The sequence below is a fragment of the Aeromonas sp. Prich7-2 genome (genome assembly GCF_017939255.1).
Taxonomy (GTDB): Bacteria; Pseudomonadota; Gammaproteobacteria; order Enterobacterales; family Aeromonadaceae; genus Aeromonas; species Aeromonas caviae.
The window spans coordinates 1-17,740 of the sequence record NZ_JAGKRI010000025.1 but is presented as its reverse complement, the minus strand read 5'-3'; the positions used below and the strand labels follow the sequence as shown (position 1 = coordinate 17,740).

Here is a 17,740-nt window from a genome sequence, read left to right as displayed (position 1 = left end):
AAAGTGCTTATCTGAACAGCATTGCGGCTTAGCCGGGGTTTTTTCGTTTCTGGGGTGGATTCATGAATCAAGGCCATGAGCAGATCGCTACCACTGTGGTCGGTGAAACTGCGAAATCTGCCCCTCCTGTAGCGGTGGTGAGTATGTCGTGGGCTGGTGTCTCTTTGAATGACTGGGTGCTGATCGCGACGCTTGTGTGGCTTTCGGTTCAGATCGGCTGGTTTATCTGGTCGAACATCATCAAGCCACGCGCCAAGCAGGTGGGGTAGGCATGACAAAAGTACGAATTGCCATAGCGGCGCTCACTCTCAGTGCTGCCGGCTTTGTGGGGATCCTGAATCGGGAGGGGTTTGAGCCGACGGCTTACCCCGACCCCGTACACGGTACCAAGCTCCCCACTATCGGCTTTGGGAGCACCGAAGGGGTCAAGATGGGTGACACCATCACGCCCGTCGCCGCGGTGAACAGGAGCCTTCGGGAGGTGCGGGTGTTCGAGAATGCCCTCAAGGCCTGCATCAAGGTGCCACTCCACCAGTATGAGTTCGACGCCTATGTCGAGCTCTCCCACAACATCGGTCCCGGCGCCTTCTGCCGATCCACCATCGTGAAGCGACTGAACGCTGGCGACTACCCCGGGGCCTGCGAGGCGATCCTGCTATTTAAGCGCTCCGGCAACCAGGACTGCTCGGTACCGGGGAACCGGGTATGCCCCGGGCTCTGGAAAGACCGGCTGCGCCTCAATGCGAAGTGCAAGGGGGTGTGATGGGAGTGACTCAGCAGAGCAAGGTGCTGCCGTTCCTGGCCGGTGCCTTGGTGATAGCCGCCCTGGCCGGCGGCGGTGTGGCGCTCTATCGCTCCGGTCATGCTGCTGGGGAGGAGGGGGAGCGCAAGACCTGGCAGGCAAAGTGGAATGAAGAGGCTGCCCGCCTTGCCACAGCCAGAACTAAGGCTGAGCTGAAGGCTCGGGAGGAAGAGCAGCGCCGGCAGGCTGAAATCGATGAGGTGAGAGACCATGCACAAGAAGAAATCGCCCAAGCGCAGGCTGATGCCGCTGCTGCTGACCTTGAGTCTGGCCGGCTGCGCGAGCAAGCCCGCCGCCTGGCAGCCCGAGCAAGTCAGTGCGCCAGCAATCCCGGGGCTGCCCAAGGAGGCCCGGCAGCCGGACATCCTGCCATGGTGCTCGCCGACATGCTCAGCCGGGCTGATGAAAGAGCGGGTGAGCTGGCAGCAGCGTATGACCGAGCTCGAGCGTCAGGACTAGCCTGCGAAAGAGCCTATCTCTCATTGACTCAACCCCGTTAACCCAACTACCGCAATACCCCACCCCCCAGGGTAAAGGTACTCCCAGCCACCCCCCGGCCTTACGGGTTGGACGAGGCGCAGTTTTTCACTACATATGAAACCCCAAGAAGTGAGGTTGTTGTTTTCATGTCAGAGCCATCAGACAAGGATCGCCCTGCGCCTGGCTGGCTGAAAAAATCCGACATGGCTGCAAGCCTGGGGATCTCGGTGCAAGCCTTTGATAAGTGGGGAGTTCAGCCAGTAAAAAAGATCGGGCGCAACGTTTACTTTGATGTGCGCTCGGTTGTGGATAACCGGATCGAGAACGCGATCCAAAAACACCAACCAACGGATCCTCAAGACATGGATGAGGATCAATTGGACTTCCAACGGTGGAGGCTCACCAAGGAGCAGGCCGACAAGGCCGAGCGCGAGAACCGGATCGCTGAGCGCCATCAGGTGCCGACCGAGTTTGCAACGTTCGCTCTGACGCGCATCGCCGCAAAGGTCAGCAGTCTGCTCGACACCGTTCCACTCACTATGCGCCGCCGTTATCCCGAATTGCAGACCAAGCACATCGAGGGGCTCCAGCGCGAACTGGTCATAGCCAGCAACGAGGCGGCCTCCCTGGGTGATCTGCTGCCGGAGTTACTGGATGAATATATCGACAGCACAAGTAAGTAGCCTGGCGGCTGCCGTCAACCTTGGGCTGTCAGCCCTGCTCAGGCCGCCGGTGCAGACCGCCGCCGAGTGGATGGATGACCATTACTACCTGCCGGTGGAGTCCTCCTATCAGGAGGGCCGCTGGAAGTCGCTGCCGTTCCAGGTGGCCATCATCAACGCGATGGCCAATGACGACATTCGAGAGGTCAATTTCGTCAAGTCGGCGCGGGTTGGTTACACCAAGATGCTGCTCGGTGTGGCCGCCTACCTGTTGGAGCACAAGAAGCGCAACGGACTGATCTGGCATCCCACTGATGGTGATGCTGAAAAGTTCGTCAAAAAGCACGTTGATCCCATGATCCGTGATGTCCCCAGACTAAAGGCGCTCGCGCCCTGGTATGGGAAGAAGCACAAAGACAACACGCTGGAGCTCAAGCGATTCGCCAACGGGCGAGGGTTAGAGATCCGGGGTGGTAAAGCGGCGGCAAACTACCGAGAAGCCTCTCCCGACTTCGGTATCTATGACGAGCTGGCCGCCTTCGATGCTGACATCGATCACGAGGGTTCGCCCACGTTCCTCGGTGACAAGCGGATGGAGGGCTCGACCCACCCCAAATCAATCCGTGGCTCTACCCCCAAGATCGCGGGGCAGTGCCAGATAGAGCGGGCGGCCAGCGAATCGCAGCACCTGATGCGTTATCACGTGAAGTGCCCACATTGCCATGCAGAGCAGTACCTCAAGTGGGGCGGCCCCGATGCCGAGTTCGGCATCAAGTGGGACGGTAACAACCACAACTCGGCGTTCTATCTGTGCGAGGCAAATGGCTGCGCCATTCGCCAGCATGAGATGGATTACGAGACGGTGGAACGCTGGATCTGCGAGCGCACCGGCATCTGGACGCGGGACTCCATCGACTGGTTCGACAGTGATGACCAACCGATCCCTCCTCCCGAGTCGGTGACCTTCCATATCTGGACGGCCTACAGCCCGCTGACGACATGGGTGCGGATTGTCTCTGACTTCCTCAAAGCGAAGGATGACCAGGGCAAGCTAAAGACCTTCGTCAACACCACGCTGGGCGAGACCTGGGAAGAGGAGACCGGTGAGAAACTGGAGTGGGAGGCGCTTGCCGCCCGCCGCGAGGTATGGCCGCACCCCGTCCCTGATGGGGTGCTCTATATCACTGTCGGGGCTGATACCCAGGATGACCGTTTCGAGTTCGAGATCACCGGCTGGGGCGTGGGGGAGGAGCATTGGGTGATCGACTACCAGCGCCTGTACGGCAACCTCGGGCACACCGAGATCTGGGATCGACTGCACGAGCAGTTCTCGCGCCAGTTTATCAAGGCCAACGGTGAGGTGATGGATATCGGCCTGGTGCTGATTGACTCGGGTGGTCACTACACCGATGAGGTCTATCAGTTCTGTCGCCGCAACCCGCGCAAATATATCCCTATCAAGGGGGCCACGGTGATGGGCAAACCCATCATCACCTTCCCGCGCAAGAAGAACCGGCAGGGCGTTTACCTGTCGGAGGTCGGCACCGACACCGCCAAGGACGTGATCTACGCCCGCCTGGCCGATGTGCCTGCATCGCTATCCGGGCCGCTGCCTGGTTACCGGCACCACCCTGTCGCCGAGTGGGCAGATGAACACTATTTCAAGGGGCTGACCTGTGAGCGAAAGCGGCTGGAGTTTATCAAGGGCCGCCGCGTCTATCGCTGGGTTAACCCATCCGGCGCCCGCAACGAGCCCACTGACTGCGCGGGTTACTCACTGGCCGCCGTGCGCCTTGGCGTCCAGCACAAAGGCTGGCGCCTGGTCGCCCGGCATCAGCCAACCACTATCAACCACGCCGAGCCGGTATCCCGCCCGCAGCCAAGACCCACGGCAGCAGGCAACAGCTGGCTCGGCACAAACTCAGGAGGCTGGCTGTGAAGCTGAGCGATATCGACAGCATGATCGAGCTGTACCTGCAGGCCGAGCGCGATGTGCTGGCCGGCAAGCAGGTAACGTTCCAGGGCCGCACTGTGACCTCTGAAAACCTCAACGAACTCCGCTCTGGTCGGCGGGAGTGGGAGCAGCGCCGCGCCAGCGTGGCCAACCCTGCCCGTCAGCCCTATGCCGCCGCGAGGTTTACATGAGAGCCATAGATAAGTTGGTCGGGTTTATCTCCCCCGGCTGGGCAGCCAACCGGATGCGCGACCGCTTGCGAATGATGGCCTACGAGGCGGCAATGCCGTCTAGAACCCATCAGGCCAAGCGGGAACGGCGTGGCGCCAACGTGGCCACCCAGCAATCGGCGATCAGCTTGCGCGAGCAGGCCAGAGCCCTGGACGAAAACCATGACATTGTGATCGGCCTTCTCGACAAGATGGAGGAGCGGATTGTCGGCGGCAAAGGCATCCAGATCGAGCCGCAGCCCCGCTCTGTCGATGGGCAGTTGCTGGATGACCTCGCCAAGGAGATCCGCCGGCGCTGGGCTGCCTGGTCGCTCAAACCGGAAACCACCGGCACCTACACCCGTCCCGCCATGGAGCGGCTGGCCTGTCGTACCTGGTTGCGCGATGGCGAGGTGTTTGGCCGCCGCCTGCTCGGCACCATCAAGGGCTATCAGCATCATTCTGACACCCCCTTTTCGGTGGAGGTGCTGGAACCTGACTTTGTGCCGTTCGAGATGAACAGCGTGGCGGATGGGGTCAGGCAGGGGATCAAGGTCGATGCCTGGCGCCGTCCGAAATCCTACTTTGTGATGTTCGATCACCCCGGCGAAATGCAGGGCTATCGCTACCGCACCAAGGAGGTTGAAGCCAGCGAGATGTATCACCTGGCCCTGCGCAAGCGGATCCATCAGCTGCGCGGCGTTACGCTGCTGCACGGTGTCATCACTCGCCTCGCTGACCTCAAGTCGGTGGAGGAGGCCGAGCGTGTGGCAGCTCGGATCAGTGCCTCGCTCGCCTTCTTCATCAAGAAGGAGCACCCGGAGGGATACCAGGCGCCACCAGATGGTTCGCCTGCGCAAGCGCAGAGAATGATCGACATCACGCCGGGCATGACCTTTGACGACCTGCGCCCCGGCGAAGATGTCGGGGTTATCCAGTCCAACCGGCCAAACACCGCTCTGAACATCTGGCGATCGGGTCAGCTGCGCTCATCCTGTGCTGGCACCCGCAGCCAGTATTCGAGCGTGGCCCGCGACTATGACGGCACCTATTCCGCCCAGCGCCAGGAGCTGGTTGAGGGGTGGGAAGGCTTTGCCGTGCTGCAGGATGAGTTTGTGGCCAACTGGTCGCGCCCTGTTTATCGGGATTGGTTGCTGGCCGAAACCCTGCGCAGCAAAGACCCGCTCAAGCCGCCTCCCGAGCTGGATATGAAAACCCTGTTCGATGCCATCTATCTGGCGCCAGTCATGCCCTGGATTGACCCGGAGCGCGAGGCCAACGGCTGGAGAGCTGTGATTCGTGGTAGTGCTGGCACGGTGACTGAGTGGATCCGGGCTCGCAACAGGAACCCTGACGAGGTGCGGGACCAGCGTCTTTCCGAACTGGAATGGGAGAAGCAAAACAACGTCATCACCGATTCCAACCCAGCCAATGATCCAGGAGCACAACCCAGTGAAAAAGCACCACCTGACGGCGGCGGTCCAGACCGCGCTGATGCCAGCGCGAGCGGAGGCCGCCAGCGACCAACCCGCCGCCGATAACCAGAGCCCCCGCAGCTGGTACACCATCAACGCCCTGGCCGCCTCAGAGCCCACGGTAGAGATCTACATCTATGACGTGATCGGCTACTGGGGTGTGTCGGCTCAACAATTCATCTCGGACTGCAAGGCCGCCGGGGTGTTTAGTGCCAAGCAAATCAATCTGCACATTCACAGCCCCGGCGGTGATGTGATGGACGGGTTTGCCATCTACAACACCCTGGCCCGCCTCACCTGCAAGATCGACATCTGGAACGATGGCCTGGCGGCCAGTATGGCCTCGGTCATTCTCTGCCTGCCCAATGCCACCGTGCATATGCCGAGCAATGCCTGGGTGATGATCCACAAGCCGTGGTCTGGCGCAGTCGGCAATGCGGACGACTTGCGAGATCTGGCCGATTGGCTGGATCGCAACGAGGCGCTGCTGCTCAACGCCTACGAGAATAAAACCGGCAAGCCCCGAGAGGAGCTGGCCGCGCTACTGTCGGCAGATACCTGGCTCGATGGCCTGCAGGCCAAAGAGATGGGGTTTGTCGATGTCCTGGAAGAGCCGATCTCGGCTGCCGCCTACGTGAACGAGAACAAGATGAAAGACTTTAACAACATTCCTACCCAGGCCCGAACCCTGTTCGGCGCCAAAGCGAACGCTGGCACAGCTGCTCCTGTACCGGCCAATCCCACCACGACCGCCGTTTTGCCTGGCCAACCCCAGCAGCCCGCTGGTGATGATGCTGTCGCTGCCTTCAAGCGACAGGAGCAGGCTCGCCGCAATGACATTCAGGATCTGTTTGCGCTGACCGGCGGCCGCTTCCCTGAGCTGATGGCCGAGTGCCTGGCTGATATGGATGTTTCTGCCGCAGCCGCGAAAGAGAAAATCAAGGCCGCGCTGGGCACCGGCGCCAGTGAAACCGGCCCGCTGGGTTCCACCGTGCATATCCACGCTGGCAACGGCAACCTGATCGGCGACTCTGTTCGCGCCTCCCTGATGGCCCGCTGTGGTCATGCAGAGAAAGAGCGTGACAACCGCTATGACGGTTTCAGCTTGCGCGAGCTGGCGCGGGCATCACTGGAAGGTCGCGGGGTATCCACCTCCGGCATGAGCCCGATGAACTATGTCGGCATGGCCTTCACCCACACCAGTTCCGACTTTGGCAAGATCCTGATGGATGTCTCCAACAAGTCAGTGCTGGAAGGTTGGGAATCCGCCAACGAGACCTTCGAGAAGTGGACGCGCAAGGGCACCTTGTCCGACTTCAAGGTGGCCCAGCGTGTCGGCTTGGGTGATATCGCCAGCCTGCGCAAAGTGCGCGAGGGTGCTGAGTACAAGCACATCACCCTGAACGACACCGGTGCCACCATCCAGCTGGCGACCTACGGCGAGCTGTTCTGCATCACCCGCCAGGCGATCATCAACGATGACCTCGACCTGCTGACCCGCATCCCGAAACTGATGGGGGCGGCGGCGCGTGGCACCATCGCAGATCTGGTCTATGCCGTGTTGACCCAGAACATCAAGATGCCGGACAACAAGGCGTTGTTCCACGCCGATCACCACAACCTGCTGAGCGGCGCAGACTCTGCCATGAGCATCAAGGCACTCTCTGCTGCCAAGGCGCTGATGCGCAGCCAGAAGGCGGCCGCAGAAGGTGGCAAGGGTCGCGCTCTCAACATCCGTCCGGGCTTTGTTCTGGTGCCGACCGAGCTGGAAGATACCGCGTTCCAGCTGATCAACAGCACTTCCGTCCCCGGCGCCGATGCCAACTCCGGCATTATCAACCCGCTCAAGGGCTTCGCCGAGGTGATCGGTGAGCCGCGCCTCTCCGATAGCGATGTGGCCCAGTGGTTCCTGGCTGCGCAGGGTGGCGACACGGTTGAGGTTGCCTATCTGGACGGCATGGATGCGCCCTGGATTGAGCAGCAGGAAGGCTTCACCGTTGACGGCGTGACCACCAAGGTTCGCATCGATGCGGGGGTTTCTGCTCTCGACTATCGCGGCCTGGTCAAGTCGAACGGCAAGTAATGGGAATGGCCCGCCATCTGGCGGGCCATCTTTTTGGCAAACAACAGGAATAACAACATGGCAAAGAATTTCGTTTGTGCCGGCACCCAGCTGGCATTTATCGCCCCGACCGGTGGCGTGGTTGCCGGCAAGCCTATCAAGATGGGCGCTCTGACCGTTGTCCCGCTGGAGACCGCTGCCGCTGGCGCCGAGTTTACCGGCGCCCTGTCCGGTGTCTGGTCTCTCCCCTGCGACACCGCGCTGACCACGGTTGGCACGGCTGTCAAATGGGATGGCGCCAAGCTGGTCGCGGACACCACCAAGGACGCGGACGACTTCGGCAAGCTGGTTAGCAGCGGCGCCAGCGGTTACGCCGACGCGCTGATCGTCCAGTAATGGTGACCGGCGCCCGCTGGCAGCGGGCTGTCAGTCGCCTCAACGTGGCCGTTGACCAGGCGATGGGCATCCCTGCCGTTGTCGCTGGGCAGCCGCTGACCGTGATCTATGACGAACAGCCAGATGCGTTTGCCCAGGTGGCGACAGTGCTGCGCGAGCTCGCGGTGAGCTGCCCGCCGCCAGGGGTGCGTTTCCGTAACGGTGACAAGGTAGAGGTGCCAAGCCTTGGCCTGGTTACTACCGTCAGAGAGGTCCCCTATATGAGAGCAGGTCAGCTGATCATTCCCATCAAGTGAGGCGGTATGGCCATCCAGAAAGACCTTGAAAAAGCCGTTGATAATCTTACTGCCATACATGCCAAGGTTGTTCCAAAGGCTAGTGCGCAAGCCGTTAACCGGATCAGTGTTCGTGCATCAGGTAGGGCAATAAGGATGACGGCAAAGGACGAGAGAGTGAAGGTTCCGGCCAAGTTGCTAAGGCCACGAGTGAAGATATTCAAGGCCACCCCACAGTCACCTAACTCAGTGATCAGGGTTCGCCGCCGCCCAATCCCCATGATCAAGCTCGGCCCTGCTCAGCAGAGGCTGACAAGGCGTGGGGGGACTTATCAGGCTGGCGACATGCAGGTTGGCCGCCATCGCGTATCCGGTGGTTTTGTTGCTGATGGTTCAAAGGGGTTCGGTGAGTATCGCCGCGGCGGTAAGTATTCTGACACGAAACTCAGGAGCTGGCAGATCCTGCGCCGTGTCGGCAAGGGGCGTCACGCCCTGGAAGTGATGCGGATCCCGCTGGTCACCCCGATCACCGAGCACTACGAGCGCGAGGCAAAAGCAGCGATGAGCCGTGACATGCCCCGCGAAATGCAGCAGGCGCTGCTGCGTCAGCTTCAACTGGCGATTAAATGAGGCTAGGATCCTGATCTCAACAGAAGGAGAGAGCATGATCATCCTGAAAATCGCCGTGGCCCTGCTGATGCTGGCGCTGATCGCGGCGGGCACCTATCAGGGCGGCTGGCTTGGCTTTGCCATCACGGTCGGCATGACGCTGGTACTCAACGGCATGTTCAACCGATGGGATGCCAGGCGGCAAACCTCAACCACCAAATAACCCGCTTCGGCGGGTTTTTTATTGGACTCACTATGACCAAACGAACCCTTATCCGGCAGGCGCTGGCCCATAAGGTTGTCGAACTGCTTGGCCGCAATCCTAGCCCATCCCCTGGGGTGGTTTTTGCCAACCGGCCATTCTCGATTGACCAGGAAGATCTGCCGGTGGCCTTCTGCTACCTGATGGAGGGCGCCCCCTCCGAGTATGCGCTTGACATGCCAGGCGACAGCGCCCAGCTGATGGTGTCGCTCTATGTGATGGAGAGCAACCAGGCCGATGCCGAGCTCGATGTGCTGGCAGAGAATCTCGACCCACTGGCCGGCGCCAACCTGAACGGCCTGCTTAATGAGGGGCTGGAGCTGGCCAACTGGAGCTATGGCCTGGACGAACAGGGCACCGGGCTGTCCAGCCTGACCCTGACCTTTAACGCAAGTTGGAGTGATAACTGATGACCGATACCAATAAAACCGTCAAGGGCGCTGGCACCGAGCTCTATATGGCCAAAGTGCCGGGGCCGACCAAGCCTAGCATCGCCACCGCTGATTCAGTGGTGCGGCTGGCGGATATCAAAGAGCTGACCCCACCGGATATGTCGGTCGAGACAACTGAAGAGAATTATCTCGATGCGGCCAACCCGGACTGGAAAGAGAAAACCCCTGGCCAGAAAGATGCGGGCCAGCTGGGCTTCACCCTGGCATGGAAACCGGATGACGCCGCCCAGAAAACCCTGGTCACTGAATTGGGCGGCGAACTGCGCTGGTTCCTGATCAAGTACCCGAACGGCAAGGTGGATGGCTTCTACGGCTTTATCTCCAGCATCGGCAAGCCGATCGCTATCAAGGAGACCATCACCCGCACCGTGAAGGTGGATCTCTCCGGCAAGCCGTCTCTGGCCGAAGAGGATGCGGCATGAGTGCCCTGGTTGCCCGCCGCACGCTGACACTCTCCAGCAAGGTTGGCTCTGAAAAGGTCGAGCTGCAGCAGCTCAACGGCCTGCAGCTGTTTGACTATCAGGCGGCGCTGCTCTCCGTTGACTGGCCGAAGGTGGACGAGCAAGCCAGTCAGCGCACTCAGCAGAAAACCCTGCTGGCCATTCACCGCATCACCTACGAGCTGAATTTGCTGCTGGCCGCGATGGGGCTGCACCACAAGCACCCCGAGCTCGATATCGAGCAGATGAAAGCCTGGGTGCTGGCCCATTACCCAGATTCGGCCCATGTGCTGCGCATGGCGATGGCAGTCAAGGAGATCAGCGGGCTGGCCAGCCTCGCCAAAGCGGATGCCGAAGATGCGGAAAAGCCGGAGACGGTTGACCCAAAAAAAGGTTAGAGGGGGAGCGCCAGCGGGTCATGATGATGGCCCGCCAGTGTCGCCGCCTGGACTGGCGGCGGATGCTGAGCGAGATCAGCAGCACCGAGTATATCGAGTGGTGCGGCCACTTCGCCGAATACCCGTTCGATTACCTGCTCGGCCAGTATGAAATGGGGCAGATCTGCTACACCAACCTGCTGCCGCACATTGGCGCAGAGAACTGCCCAGCCCCCTCTGATTTTTACTACAACCGCCCTGAACGACCAGAGCAGAGCTGTGACGATGTGGCTGCGCTCGCCGCCACTATCCCCGGTGTGGAGTCTTTTACATGACGACTGATGTCGCTGATCTAAGAGTGCTGCTCAGTGCTGACCCAAGCAAGCTGAATGCGGATGTTCGCTCAGCTATCGGGGTACTGAAAAGCTACGCGCAAGATGCAAAAAACGCCGAGGATGCCACGTTTGGTTTTGGTCGTTCATTCAACGATACCGCCGATCTGTTATCTGAAAAATCTGTCGCTATCGTGCAGGGATTCAGTGTGGTGCAAGGTGCCGTACTCGGTCTGACTGGTACGGCTGTGGGTCTTGCTGCCTCGGTTAGCTCGCTGGCTCAGCAGGGCCGAGAGATGGAGCAGATGGCCCTGAAAGCTGGCGTGTCTGTGGAGGTGATGCAGGAGCTGACATACGCGACAGAGCAATACAACGTTAGCGGCGATCAGCTGTCAGACATGCTCAAAGACGTACAGGATAAGCTCGGCGACTTCTCGGCTACTGGCGGCGGCGAGTTCAAGGACTGGATGGATAACATAGCCCCAAAAGTCGGGTTAACCATCGAGAAACTACAACAAATGGCTGGCCCGGATGCGCTTGTTGCAATTCAAAATGCGATGGATGCAACAAATGTTTCCGCCGCCGAGCAAGTTTTTTATCTGGAGTCGATTGCCAATGATGTCTCTGTTTTGCAGCCGCTCCTGCAGAACCATGGGGCAGAGCTACAGAGGTTAACCAGCCACTATAGAAGCCTAAATGTGGCGCTGTCAGAGACCGATATCAGCCAGCTAAAAGAGCTGGATCAGAAGCTAAAGGACATCAGCCTGCGCCTGCAGAGCTCGTTTGCCCAGGGGGTGCTCGGTGCTTCCGAGCAAATCGACTGGCTAACCGAAAAGCTCGGCTATGCCGTGAGCTACTGGGGAACCCTGTTTGATAGTTGGGCGGATAACCCCCGCACAATAGACGGCATGAGTCGCCGCCTCGGCAACCTGCGCGAGGAGCTTAAAGATCTGGACGACCAGATCAAAGAGACCTCCAGGCAAAAGGAGTTCGGCGGGGTTGGCCTGCTCGATGCCATTCTTGGCGACACGGCAGGCCGCTCAGCCTTGCCTGAGCTCCAGCAACGCCGCGCCGAGATTGAGGCCGAGATCGGCCGCATTCAGGATGCATATGGTAAGAAGCGATTTGGAATTGGTGAGCAGCCGGAGTACCAGCCGCCCGAGCCGGTCAGCTCCCGCGATACCAGCTCTGATACCCAGAAGCTGTTGGATCAGGGGGAGAAGCGGCTCGCCACCCTCGATATGCAGTACGCCAACGAGCTCGAAAAGTTGCGGCTGGCCCATGAGGATCGGCTGACCGAGATCGACAAACTGCAACTGAGTGAGGCCGAGCTGCGGCGCCGCGGCTATGAGAGCCTGAGTGAGCTGCGAGAGGAGTACCGCCAGAAGGAGGCGGATCACTTCGCCGAGCAGCAAGCTGACTACATGGCCAAGCGTGAAGAGGCGATGGCCAAGGAGCTGGAGGCAGACCAGCGCAAGCAGGAGCAGCTTGCCGAGCAGGAGCGCCAGCGGGTTGAGCAGCAGAAGAACATGCAGCAGCAAGCCGCCCGCGACATGCTCAGCTTTACCAGCCAGACCATCGGTCTGACCACCGACATGCTGTCACAGTCAGGCAAGGAGCAAACCGGGGTAATGAAGGCGCTGCTGGCCGCCCAGAAGCTGATGGCGATCCCATCCATCATTATCGCCGGTCAGCAAGCAGCCGCCGGTGCTGAGGCGTTTGCCGCCATGACCGGCGGCCTGATAGGCGCTGCAGCTGCTCGCGCCATGATAGAAGCTCAGACGGCGATATCCATTGGTTTGGTTGTAGGCACCTCGATTGCCGGTATGGCCCACTCAGGGATTGAGGAGATCCCGAGCGAGGGCACCTGGCTGCTCGACAAGGGTGAGCGGGTTTACACCAACAAATCAGCCCAGCGCATCGACCAGATGTATGACCAGCTGATGAGTGGCGGCGGTGGCGCTGCTGCCGCTGGTGCTGTGTTCGAGCAGCACCTGCACTTTAGTTCCGATATGACCGACGATGACCGCAATGCGGTTATAACCTCCGCCGCAAAGCAGGGATACCAGATGATGATTGAGGACTTTGGCAGTTATGGCAAGGGTCGAAAAATGTTGGGGGTTTAATGGAAACTTACGACTGGCCAGCCGAGTTCCGGGTGCGCGAGAACACCCTGGCGCTGCAAACCAACCACCGCATATTTGAAAACCCTTGGGGCGGTAGCGAACAGGTCGCCAGCACCCCTGGCAGCAAATGGCTGATGGAGCTGACCATGGGCCGGATGGAGGGAGACGTTGCTCGCCGCTTTGAGGCGTTTATCGCCCAGCTGGACGGCCCATCCAGCCGGGTGCGGATGTGGGACTTTGCCCATCCGATCCAGCCGGTGCATGGCGCCCCCATCGTCAGTGAGGGGCTGACCATGCGCACCAGCTTTACCAGCCGTGGCTGGACACCATCCACCCTGGTGCTGCGCCGTGGCGACTGGATCCAGATCGGTGACGAGCTAAAGCGGGTGGTGGCGGATGTGCAATCCGATCTCTCCGGCGCTGCCACGGTGCGTGTTGCGCCGATGCTGCGCAACAACTATCCCAGCGGAACCCCTCTGATGGTTGCCCGCCCGATGGGGGTGTTTCGCCTGGATGGTGCTGGGGCTGGCAAGTCCCGCCGGTTGAACGCCAGGGTGCGTGACCTTGGCACCATCAAGTTTGTGGAGAGCTTCTATCCATGATTGTCGGACTTGATCCCGATGTGATGGCCGCCCTTAACCAGCCCCATGTGTCGGCGCTCTACGCGCTCAAGCTGGATCTGGTGAGCGGCATCAGCCGCATTCACTCAGGGCTCGGAGAGCTGGTGATCGGCGGCGAGACCTATTACGGCGTGGGCTCGATGGGGGCAGTCAGCCCCCAGAAAGAGCAGCTGTCCACCTCGCCAACCAAGCTGAATGTCAGCCTGTCTGGGCTCGATGACAGCATGCTGGCCGAGGTGATGCGCGAGCGCATCGTTGACCGGATGGCCTGGCTCTATCTGGTGGTGATCGGCCCTGCCGAGGTGCCGCTCAAAGCCTGCCTGCAATTCAAGGGCCGCATCGCCCAGACCCCCATCAAAGCGGGCAAGACCAACACCATTCAGCTCACTATCTCCAATATCTTCGAGGATTGGCAGAAGGGGCTGAACATGCGCAACACCGATGAGAGTCACCGCCGGTTGTACCCCAATGACCGTTTCTTTCGCTACCAGAACGAGATGGCAGACCGCTCTATCTTCTGGGGCAGCAAAAAAGACGCCCCCGGCTTTGTTTATAAGGACTGACCATGCGCCATCCAGATTGGCAAATCCGCATTATCCAGACCATTCAGGCCGCCAGTGAGCGGCCTTTTTGTTGGGGTGAAAATGATTGCTGTCTGTTTGTGGCGGATGTCTGTCTGGCTGCCTGTGACAAAGACCCTGCGGCCGCCTATCGCGGGCGCTATAGCACCGAGATCGGCGCCAAGCGGGTGCTTGCAAAAACCCACGGCGATATCCCGGCCGCCCTAGATGCGCTGTTTGCGCGGATCCCGGTGGCGATGGCCCAGCGCGGTGATGCTCTGGTGTTTGACGGCCCGCAGGGCCAGACCGCCGCCGTGATGTGGGCCGGTCAGGTATGGGCCATGACCGAGCAGGGCGCCCGCCCCATTCCTGACGCTGTTCCCCTGTTTGCCTGGAGAGTCGAGTAATGCCTGCTGCTGCTATCCCTGTCATTGCTGGTGTTGCCGCTGGTGCCGCATCAACCCTGGTTGTTACCACTGCAACGGCCATCGCCATCGGCTCAGCAGTGATGAGCGCCACCATGATGCTCACCATGAAAAAGCCCAGCCTCGGTGACTACACCAGCGCCAGCGAACGCAGCCAGGTATTGCGGGCCGCTGCCAGTGACAAGAGCTGCGTCTATGGTCGGGTGATCTCCTCCGGCTTGATGAGCTTTGCCGCCGAGGAACCCGGCGAGCAGGACGAAGGCGAATGGCTGCACCTTGCCCTGGTACTGTCTGGCACCAAGCTGACCCGCATCGGCGACCTCTGGCTCGGCGATGATCTGGTCGGCACCTATGGCGATCTGGTCAGCTGGGAGCTGCATGCCGACCGCCAGACCTGTGACCCCTATATGCTGGAGAAGTGCGCCGACTGGAAGGAGGACATGATCGGCCAGGGCATCACCTGGTTGCGCCTCTCGCTCAAGTTTGACGCCGAGAAGTTCCCCGCCGGTCTGCCCAATATCAAGGTCGAAAAATTCGGCAAGGAGGTCTGGGATCCCCGCGATAACAAGTGGAAATGGAGCGACAACCCCGCCCTGGTGATCCTCGATTACTACCGCAGCTGGTTGCAGGTGCCCGATGACGAGATCCGCATCGAGGAGTTTATCGTTGCCGCCAATATCTGTGACGAGATAGTCACGGTCGCCGATGGCAAGGTGGAGCCGCGTTATACCATCAACGCCGAGTTCGATCTGACCGAGCCTCGCGCCAAGGTGCTGGAAGCCATGCACATGGCCTGCTGCGGTCAGCCGACCTATATCGGCGGCCGGTTCGGCATTCTGGCCGGGGCCTACTATGGCCCCGCCAGTGACGAGCTGCGCCCTCATCAGCTGATCGGCGATCTGGAGCTGCTGCCAGAGCCATCGAGCAGTGACAAGATCAACCAGGTGGCAGGCACCTTCGTTGACCCGATCACCTTTAAAAAAACCGACTTCCCTGCGGTTATCGTGCCGCAGTGGGTGGAAGAGGATGGTGGCCAGCCGCTGTTGGAAGATCTCGACCTGCGCTTTGTCACCAGCGAGCACCAGGCCCAGCGCATCGCCAACATCATCCTGCGCCAGCGCCGCGCCGCCCGCACCATCACCTGCTCGGTCAACCTCTCTGGCTGGCGCTATCGCCCCGGCCAGACCATCCGGTTTTATCTGCCTGCCTTTGGCATCAATGGCCCCGAGTTTCGCGTCACCGATTGGGCATTCAGCCTGAACGGCGGGGTAGATCTCACCCTGCGCGAGGATTCACCGCTGTTCTGGGCCGATGCCATCGGCAAGCCGATGGAGCGCCCGGAGATCACCGAGTTGCCATCGGGCGGCGTCGCCATGCCCGATCAGCTGCGCTATGAAGTGGAGCAAGTCGGTGAGGTGATCCAGGGGGTGCTGTCCTGGCGCAACGTCGGCACCATCGCCTACAACCAGGTGATCATCCAGCGCCTCGACCCGGACCAGCCCCCGCAAGTCGTGCTGACGGCCCAGGTGCCCGGGCAGTCGTGCCGGGTGAATGGTCTGGCCGCCGGCAACTATGTGGGCCAGGTGCGGGCGATTGCCATGACCGGCGCCCCATCGCCGGTGGCGTCGGTGTCCTTCACCATCGCCGTACCGGCCATCCCCGTGGGGGTGGAGGTCGAGGCGGGCAACTGGTCGCTGGCGTTCCGTCCGGTGTTCACCGGCGGCCAGTCCTACGGCACCCTGTGCGAATGGTGGTGGAGCAAGGTGCAACTGCCCCTGGCCGAGGTGCAGGCCAAGGCCACCCAGGCGGGCCTGGGCGCGTACATGACGTTCCAGGGCTTGCAGCCTGACACCACCTATTACGTGTGGCTGCGTGCCGTCAACGCCTACGGCAAATCCGGCCTGTTCGCCGCCAGCGGGAAAACCACCTACGACGCCGCCTCCATTCTCGACATCTTGGATGGGGAGATCGGTGGCGAACACCTGCGTGAGGAGCTGCGCCAGCCCATCGAGCAGATCGCGGACATCGTTGACCAGGCGATCCCAGACATCATTGGAAAACTGGAGCTGGTCGAGCGCGAGTTCACCGATTTGAGCGAGACGGTCGCGCCGATTGCCGAGCGAGTGCCGGTGATCGATCGGGAGTTGACTGGGCTGGGGTCTGCCCTGGCCGCGCTCGATGAGCGGGCGACACAGACCGAAAGCCTGCTGCGCGACGAGCAAGACAGCCTGGGACAGATGGGGATCGGCACAGTCCTGCAGCAAGACAAGCTGCACGGCAAGATTGACCGTGTACAGAGTGAAATGGGCGATCTTCGCGATGCCATTTTCACGGTTAATCCCGGCACCGGCGAGATTGAAATGGATGCGGTGCGGGCGCTGCGCGACGAGACCCAGGCCAGTTTTACCGAGGTCAACCAGAAACTGGACGCCGCCACCGGCACCTTGGCCACCAAGGCCGATCATGCAGTGGTGGATGCCCAGGGCGAACGGCTGACCGAGGCCGAGCAGGTGCTGGATGGCATCAATGCCAAGATCACCCAGACGGTCACCAAATCGGAGTTCACCAGCGAACAGCAGCGCCTGACCGAGGTCAGCAGCTCCCTGGATGCCGCCCTGGGGCAGATCCAGCAGAAGGCCGCCCAGTCCACCGTGACCGAGCAGGGCGAACGGCTCGCGGCGGCAGAGCAACGGATCACCGTCAACAGCGATGCCCAGTCGGCCCTAGCCGAGCGAGTGTCGGGCCTCAAGGCCGAGCTGGAGGGGGGCGACCAGACCCTGCTGGCCAACATCACCGAAGTGGCGCGGGTCAGTACCGAGGCTGACCAGGTGCTGGCTGAGCGGGTCAGCGGGGTCGAGGTGCGTACCGACACCGCCGAGGGCGCGATCCGGGCGCTGGAGGAGATTGTCGAGAATGACGGCGGGATCACCGCTGGCCGCTTTGACGAGATCACCGCCACCCTGGACCTGACGGCCAAGGCTGCTGACCAAGCCGCCGAGGCCGCCATTGCCAACGCCCTCGCGGGCGATAAGGGGGAGCAGCGTCACCGCCAGGCCGAGGCATCCATTCGCCGTGACCAGGAGGCGCAGGCGAATGAACACCAGGCACTGGCCCGAGAGGTGACCCAGTTCCGGGCAGAGTTCGCTGGCGAAGCGGCTGCTACCGCTGCCGAGCTGACGGAGGTGAGGGAAGTGATCGCCGGGGTGGAGCAGTCGACCGCCC

At 61.0% G+C, this 17,740-nt stretch carries 21 protein-coding genes; all 21 read left to right on the top strand.

The window, feature by feature from the left end:
* The first annotated feature begins 62 nt into the window (after positions 1-62).
* Entirely contained in the window at positions 63-269 is a 207-nt protein-coding gene (locus J9892_RS05930) for a hypothetical protein (RefSeq protein WP_033132437.1), read from the top strand.
* A 2-nt stretch (positions 270-271) separates the two neighbouring features.
* Positions 272-763 carry a lysozyme gene (locus J9892_RS05925; RefSeq protein ID WP_045525021.1) on the top strand — a complete coding sequence of 164 codons (492 nt, stop codon included), beginning with the start codon at positions 272-274 and terminating at the stop codon, positions 761-763.
* Entirely contained in the window at positions 706-1,302 is a 597-nt protein-coding gene (locus J9892_RS05920) for a DUF2514 domain-containing protein (protein ID WP_349237043.1), read from the top strand. Before J9892_RS05925 ends, J9892_RS05920 begins: the two co-directional genes overlap by 58 nt.
* Positions 1,303-1,428: 126 nt before the next feature.
* A complete protein-coding gene (locus J9892_RS05915; protein ID WP_210538066.1) occupies positions 1,429-1,965 on the top strand; it encodes a terminase small subunit in 537 nt (178 codons plus the stop codon).
* Positions 1,937-3,883: a terminase gpA endonuclease subunit gene (locus J9892_RS05910; RefSeq protein WP_041205566.1), complete on the top strand. Its 1,947-nt coding sequence runs from the start codon at positions 1,937-1,939 to the stop codon at positions 3,881-3,883. Before J9892_RS05915 ends, J9892_RS05910 begins: the two co-directional genes overlap by 29 nt.
* A complete protein-coding gene (locus J9892_RS05905; RefSeq protein ID WP_041211165.1) occupies positions 3,880-4,089 on the top strand; it encodes a hypothetical protein in 210 nt (69 codons plus the stop codon). The genes J9892_RS05910 and J9892_RS05905 overlap by 4 nt, the downstream gene beginning before the upstream one ends.
* Positions 4,086-5,648 carry a phage portal protein gene (locus J9892_RS05900; RefSeq protein WP_246876620.1) on the top strand — a complete coding sequence of 521 codons (1,563 nt, stop codon included), beginning with the start codon at positions 4,086-4,088 and terminating at the stop codon, positions 5,646-5,648. Before J9892_RS05905 ends, J9892_RS05900 begins: the two co-directional genes overlap by 4 nt.
* On the top strand, positions 5,560-7,665 hold the full coding sequence (locus J9892_RS05895) for a ClpP-like prohead protease/major capsid protein fusion protein (protein ID WP_349237042.1): 2,106 nt from the start codon (positions 5,560-5,562) through the stop codon (positions 7,663-7,665). Before J9892_RS05900 ends, J9892_RS05895 begins: the two co-directional genes overlap by 89 nt.
* A 57-nt stretch (positions 7,666-7,722) precedes the next feature.
* Positions 7,723-8,040: a DUF2190 family protein gene (locus tag J9892_RS05890; protein ID WP_210538065.1), complete on the top strand. Its 318-nt coding sequence runs from the start codon at positions 7,723-7,725 to the stop codon at positions 8,038-8,040.
* A complete protein-coding gene (locus tag J9892_RS05885) occupies positions 8,040-8,336 on the top strand; it encodes a hypothetical protein (protein WP_210538064.1) in 297 nt (98 codons plus the stop codon). The genes J9892_RS05890 and J9892_RS05885 overlap by 1 nt, the downstream gene beginning before the upstream one ends.
* A 6-nt stretch (positions 8,337-8,342) precedes the next feature.
* Positions 8,343-8,945 carry a phage tail protein gene (locus J9892_RS05880; RefSeq protein ID WP_210538063.1) on the top strand — a complete coding sequence of 201 codons (603 nt, stop codon included), beginning with the start codon at positions 8,343-8,345 and terminating at the stop codon, positions 8,943-8,945.
* 34 nt (positions 8,946-8,979) lie between these two features.
* Positions 8,980-9,147 carry a hypothetical protein gene (locus J9892_RS05875; RefSeq protein WP_164980045.1) on the top strand — a complete coding sequence of 56 codons (168 nt, stop codon included), beginning with the start codon at positions 8,980-8,982 and terminating at the stop codon, positions 9,145-9,147.
* Between the two features lie 32 nt (positions 9,148-9,179).
* On the top strand, positions 9,180-9,596 hold the full coding sequence (gene gpU / locus J9892_RS05870; protein WP_210538062.1) for a phage tail terminator protein: 417 nt from the start codon (positions 9,180-9,182) through the stop codon (positions 9,594-9,596).
* Positions 9,596-10,060, top strand: a complete 465-nt coding sequence (locus J9892_RS05865; protein ID WP_201903007.1) for a phage tail tube protein — start codon at positions 9,596-9,598, stop codon at positions 10,058-10,060. The genes gpU and J9892_RS05865 overlap by 1 nt, the downstream gene beginning before the upstream one ends.
* Positions 10,057-10,476 (top strand): hypothetical protein, encoded by a 420-nt coding sequence (locus J9892_RS05860; RefSeq protein ID WP_210538061.1) that lies wholly within the window; start codon positions 10,057-10,059, stop codon positions 10,474-10,476. Before J9892_RS05865 ends, J9892_RS05860 begins: the two co-directional genes overlap by 4 nt.
* Before the next feature lie 20 nt (positions 10,477-10,496).
* A complete protein-coding gene (locus J9892_RS05855) occupies positions 10,497-10,790 on the top strand; it encodes a phage tail assembly protein T (protein WP_210538060.1) in 294 nt (97 codons plus the stop codon).
* Positions 10,787-12,913 (top strand): hypothetical protein, encoded by a 2,127-nt coding sequence (locus tag J9892_RS05850; protein ID WP_210538059.1) that lies wholly within the window; start codon positions 10,787-10,789, stop codon positions 12,911-12,913. The genes J9892_RS05855 and J9892_RS05850 overlap by 4 nt, the downstream gene beginning before the upstream one ends.
* A complete protein-coding gene (locus J9892_RS05845) occupies positions 12,913-13,515 on the top strand; it encodes a hypothetical protein (protein ID WP_210538058.1) in 603 nt (200 codons plus the stop codon). The genes J9892_RS05850 and J9892_RS05845 overlap by 1 nt, the downstream gene beginning before the upstream one ends.
* Positions 13,512-14,096 carry a hypothetical protein gene (locus J9892_RS05840; RefSeq protein ID WP_210538057.1) on the top strand — a complete coding sequence of 195 codons (585 nt, stop codon included), beginning with the start codon at positions 13,512-13,514 and terminating at the stop codon, positions 14,094-14,096. Before J9892_RS05845 ends, J9892_RS05840 begins: the two co-directional genes overlap by 4 nt.
* A gap of 2 nt (positions 14,097-14,098) precedes the next feature.
* The gene (locus J9892_RS05835; RefSeq protein WP_210538056.1) at positions 14,099-14,500 is read left to right on the top strand and encodes a hypothetical protein; all 402 of its coding nucleotides are present in this window, start codon (positions 14,099-14,101) and stop codon (positions 14,498-14,500) included.
* 125 nt (positions 14,501-14,625) lie between these two features.
* A partial coding sequence (locus tag J9892_RS05830; protein WP_210538055.1) for a hypothetical protein occupies positions 14,626-17,740 on the top strand: 3,115 nt, incomplete at its 3' end.

Excerpts from the sequence above, each read along its gene's own strand:
- J9892_RS05930 (WP_033132437.1), top strand. The coding sequence starts at position 63 with ATGAATCAAGGCCATGAGCAGATCGCTACCACTGTGGTCGGTGAAACT.
- J9892_RS05925 (WP_045525021.1), top strand. The coding sequence starts at position 272 with ATGACAAAAGTACGAATTGCCATAGCGGCGCTCACTCTCAGTGCTGCC.
- J9892_RS05920 (WP_349237043.1), top strand. The coding sequence starts at position 706 with ATGCCCCGGGCTCTGGAAAGACCGGCTGCGCCTCAATGCGAAGTGCAA.
- J9892_RS05915 (WP_210538066.1), top strand. The coding sequence starts at position 1,429 with ATGTCAGAGCCATCAGACAAGGATCGCCCTGCGCCTGGCTGGCTGAAA.
- J9892_RS05910 (WP_041205566.1), top strand. The coding sequence starts at position 1,937 with ATGAATATATCGACAGCACAAGTAAGTAGCCTGGCGGCTGCCGTCAAC.
- J9892_RS05900 (WP_246876620.1), top strand. The coding sequence starts at position 4,086 with ATGAGAGCCATAGATAAGTTGGTCGGGTTTATCTCCCCCGGCTGGGCA.
- J9892_RS05890 (WP_210538065.1), top strand. The coding sequence starts at position 7,723 with ATGGCAAAGAATTTCGTTTGTGCCGGCACCCAGCTGGCATTTATCGCC.
- J9892_RS05885 (WP_210538064.1), top strand. The coding sequence starts at position 8,040 with ATGGTGACCGGCGCCCGCTGGCAGCGGGCTGTCAGTCGCCTCAACGTG.
- J9892_RS05880 (WP_210538063.1), top strand. The coding sequence starts at position 8,343 with ATGGCCATCCAGAAAGACCTTGAAAAAGCCGTTGATAATCTTACTGCC.
- J9892_RS05875 (WP_164980045.1), top strand. The coding sequence starts at position 8,980 with ATGATCATCCTGAAAATCGCCGTGGCCCTGCTGATGCTGGCGCTGATC.
- gpU (WP_210538062.1), top strand. The coding sequence starts at position 9,180 with ATGACCAAACGAACCCTTATCCGGCAGGCGCTGGCCCATAAGGTTGTC.
- J9892_RS05865 (WP_201903007.1), top strand. The coding sequence starts at position 9,596 with ATGACCGATACCAATAAAACCGTCAAGGGCGCTGGCACCGAGCTCTAT.
- J9892_RS05860 (WP_210538061.1), top strand. The coding sequence starts at position 10,057 with ATGAGTGCCCTGGTTGCCCGCCGCACGCTGACACTCTCCAGCAAGGTT.
- J9892_RS05855 (WP_210538060.1), top strand. The coding sequence starts at position 10,497 with ATGATGATGGCCCGCCAGTGTCGCCGCCTGGACTGGCGGCGGATGCTG.
- J9892_RS05850 (WP_210538059.1), top strand. The coding sequence starts at position 10,787 with ATGACGACTGATGTCGCTGATCTAAGAGTGCTGCTCAGTGCTGACCCA.
- J9892_RS05845 (WP_210538058.1), top strand. The coding sequence starts at position 12,913 with ATGGAAACTTACGACTGGCCAGCCGAGTTCCGGGTGCGCGAGAACACC.
- J9892_RS05840 (WP_210538057.1), top strand. The coding sequence starts at position 13,512 with ATGATTGTCGGACTTGATCCCGATGTGATGGCCGCCCTTAACCAGCCC.
- J9892_RS05835 (WP_210538056.1), top strand. The coding sequence starts at position 14,099 with ATGCGCCATCCAGATTGGCAAATCCGCATTATCCAGACCATTCAGGCC.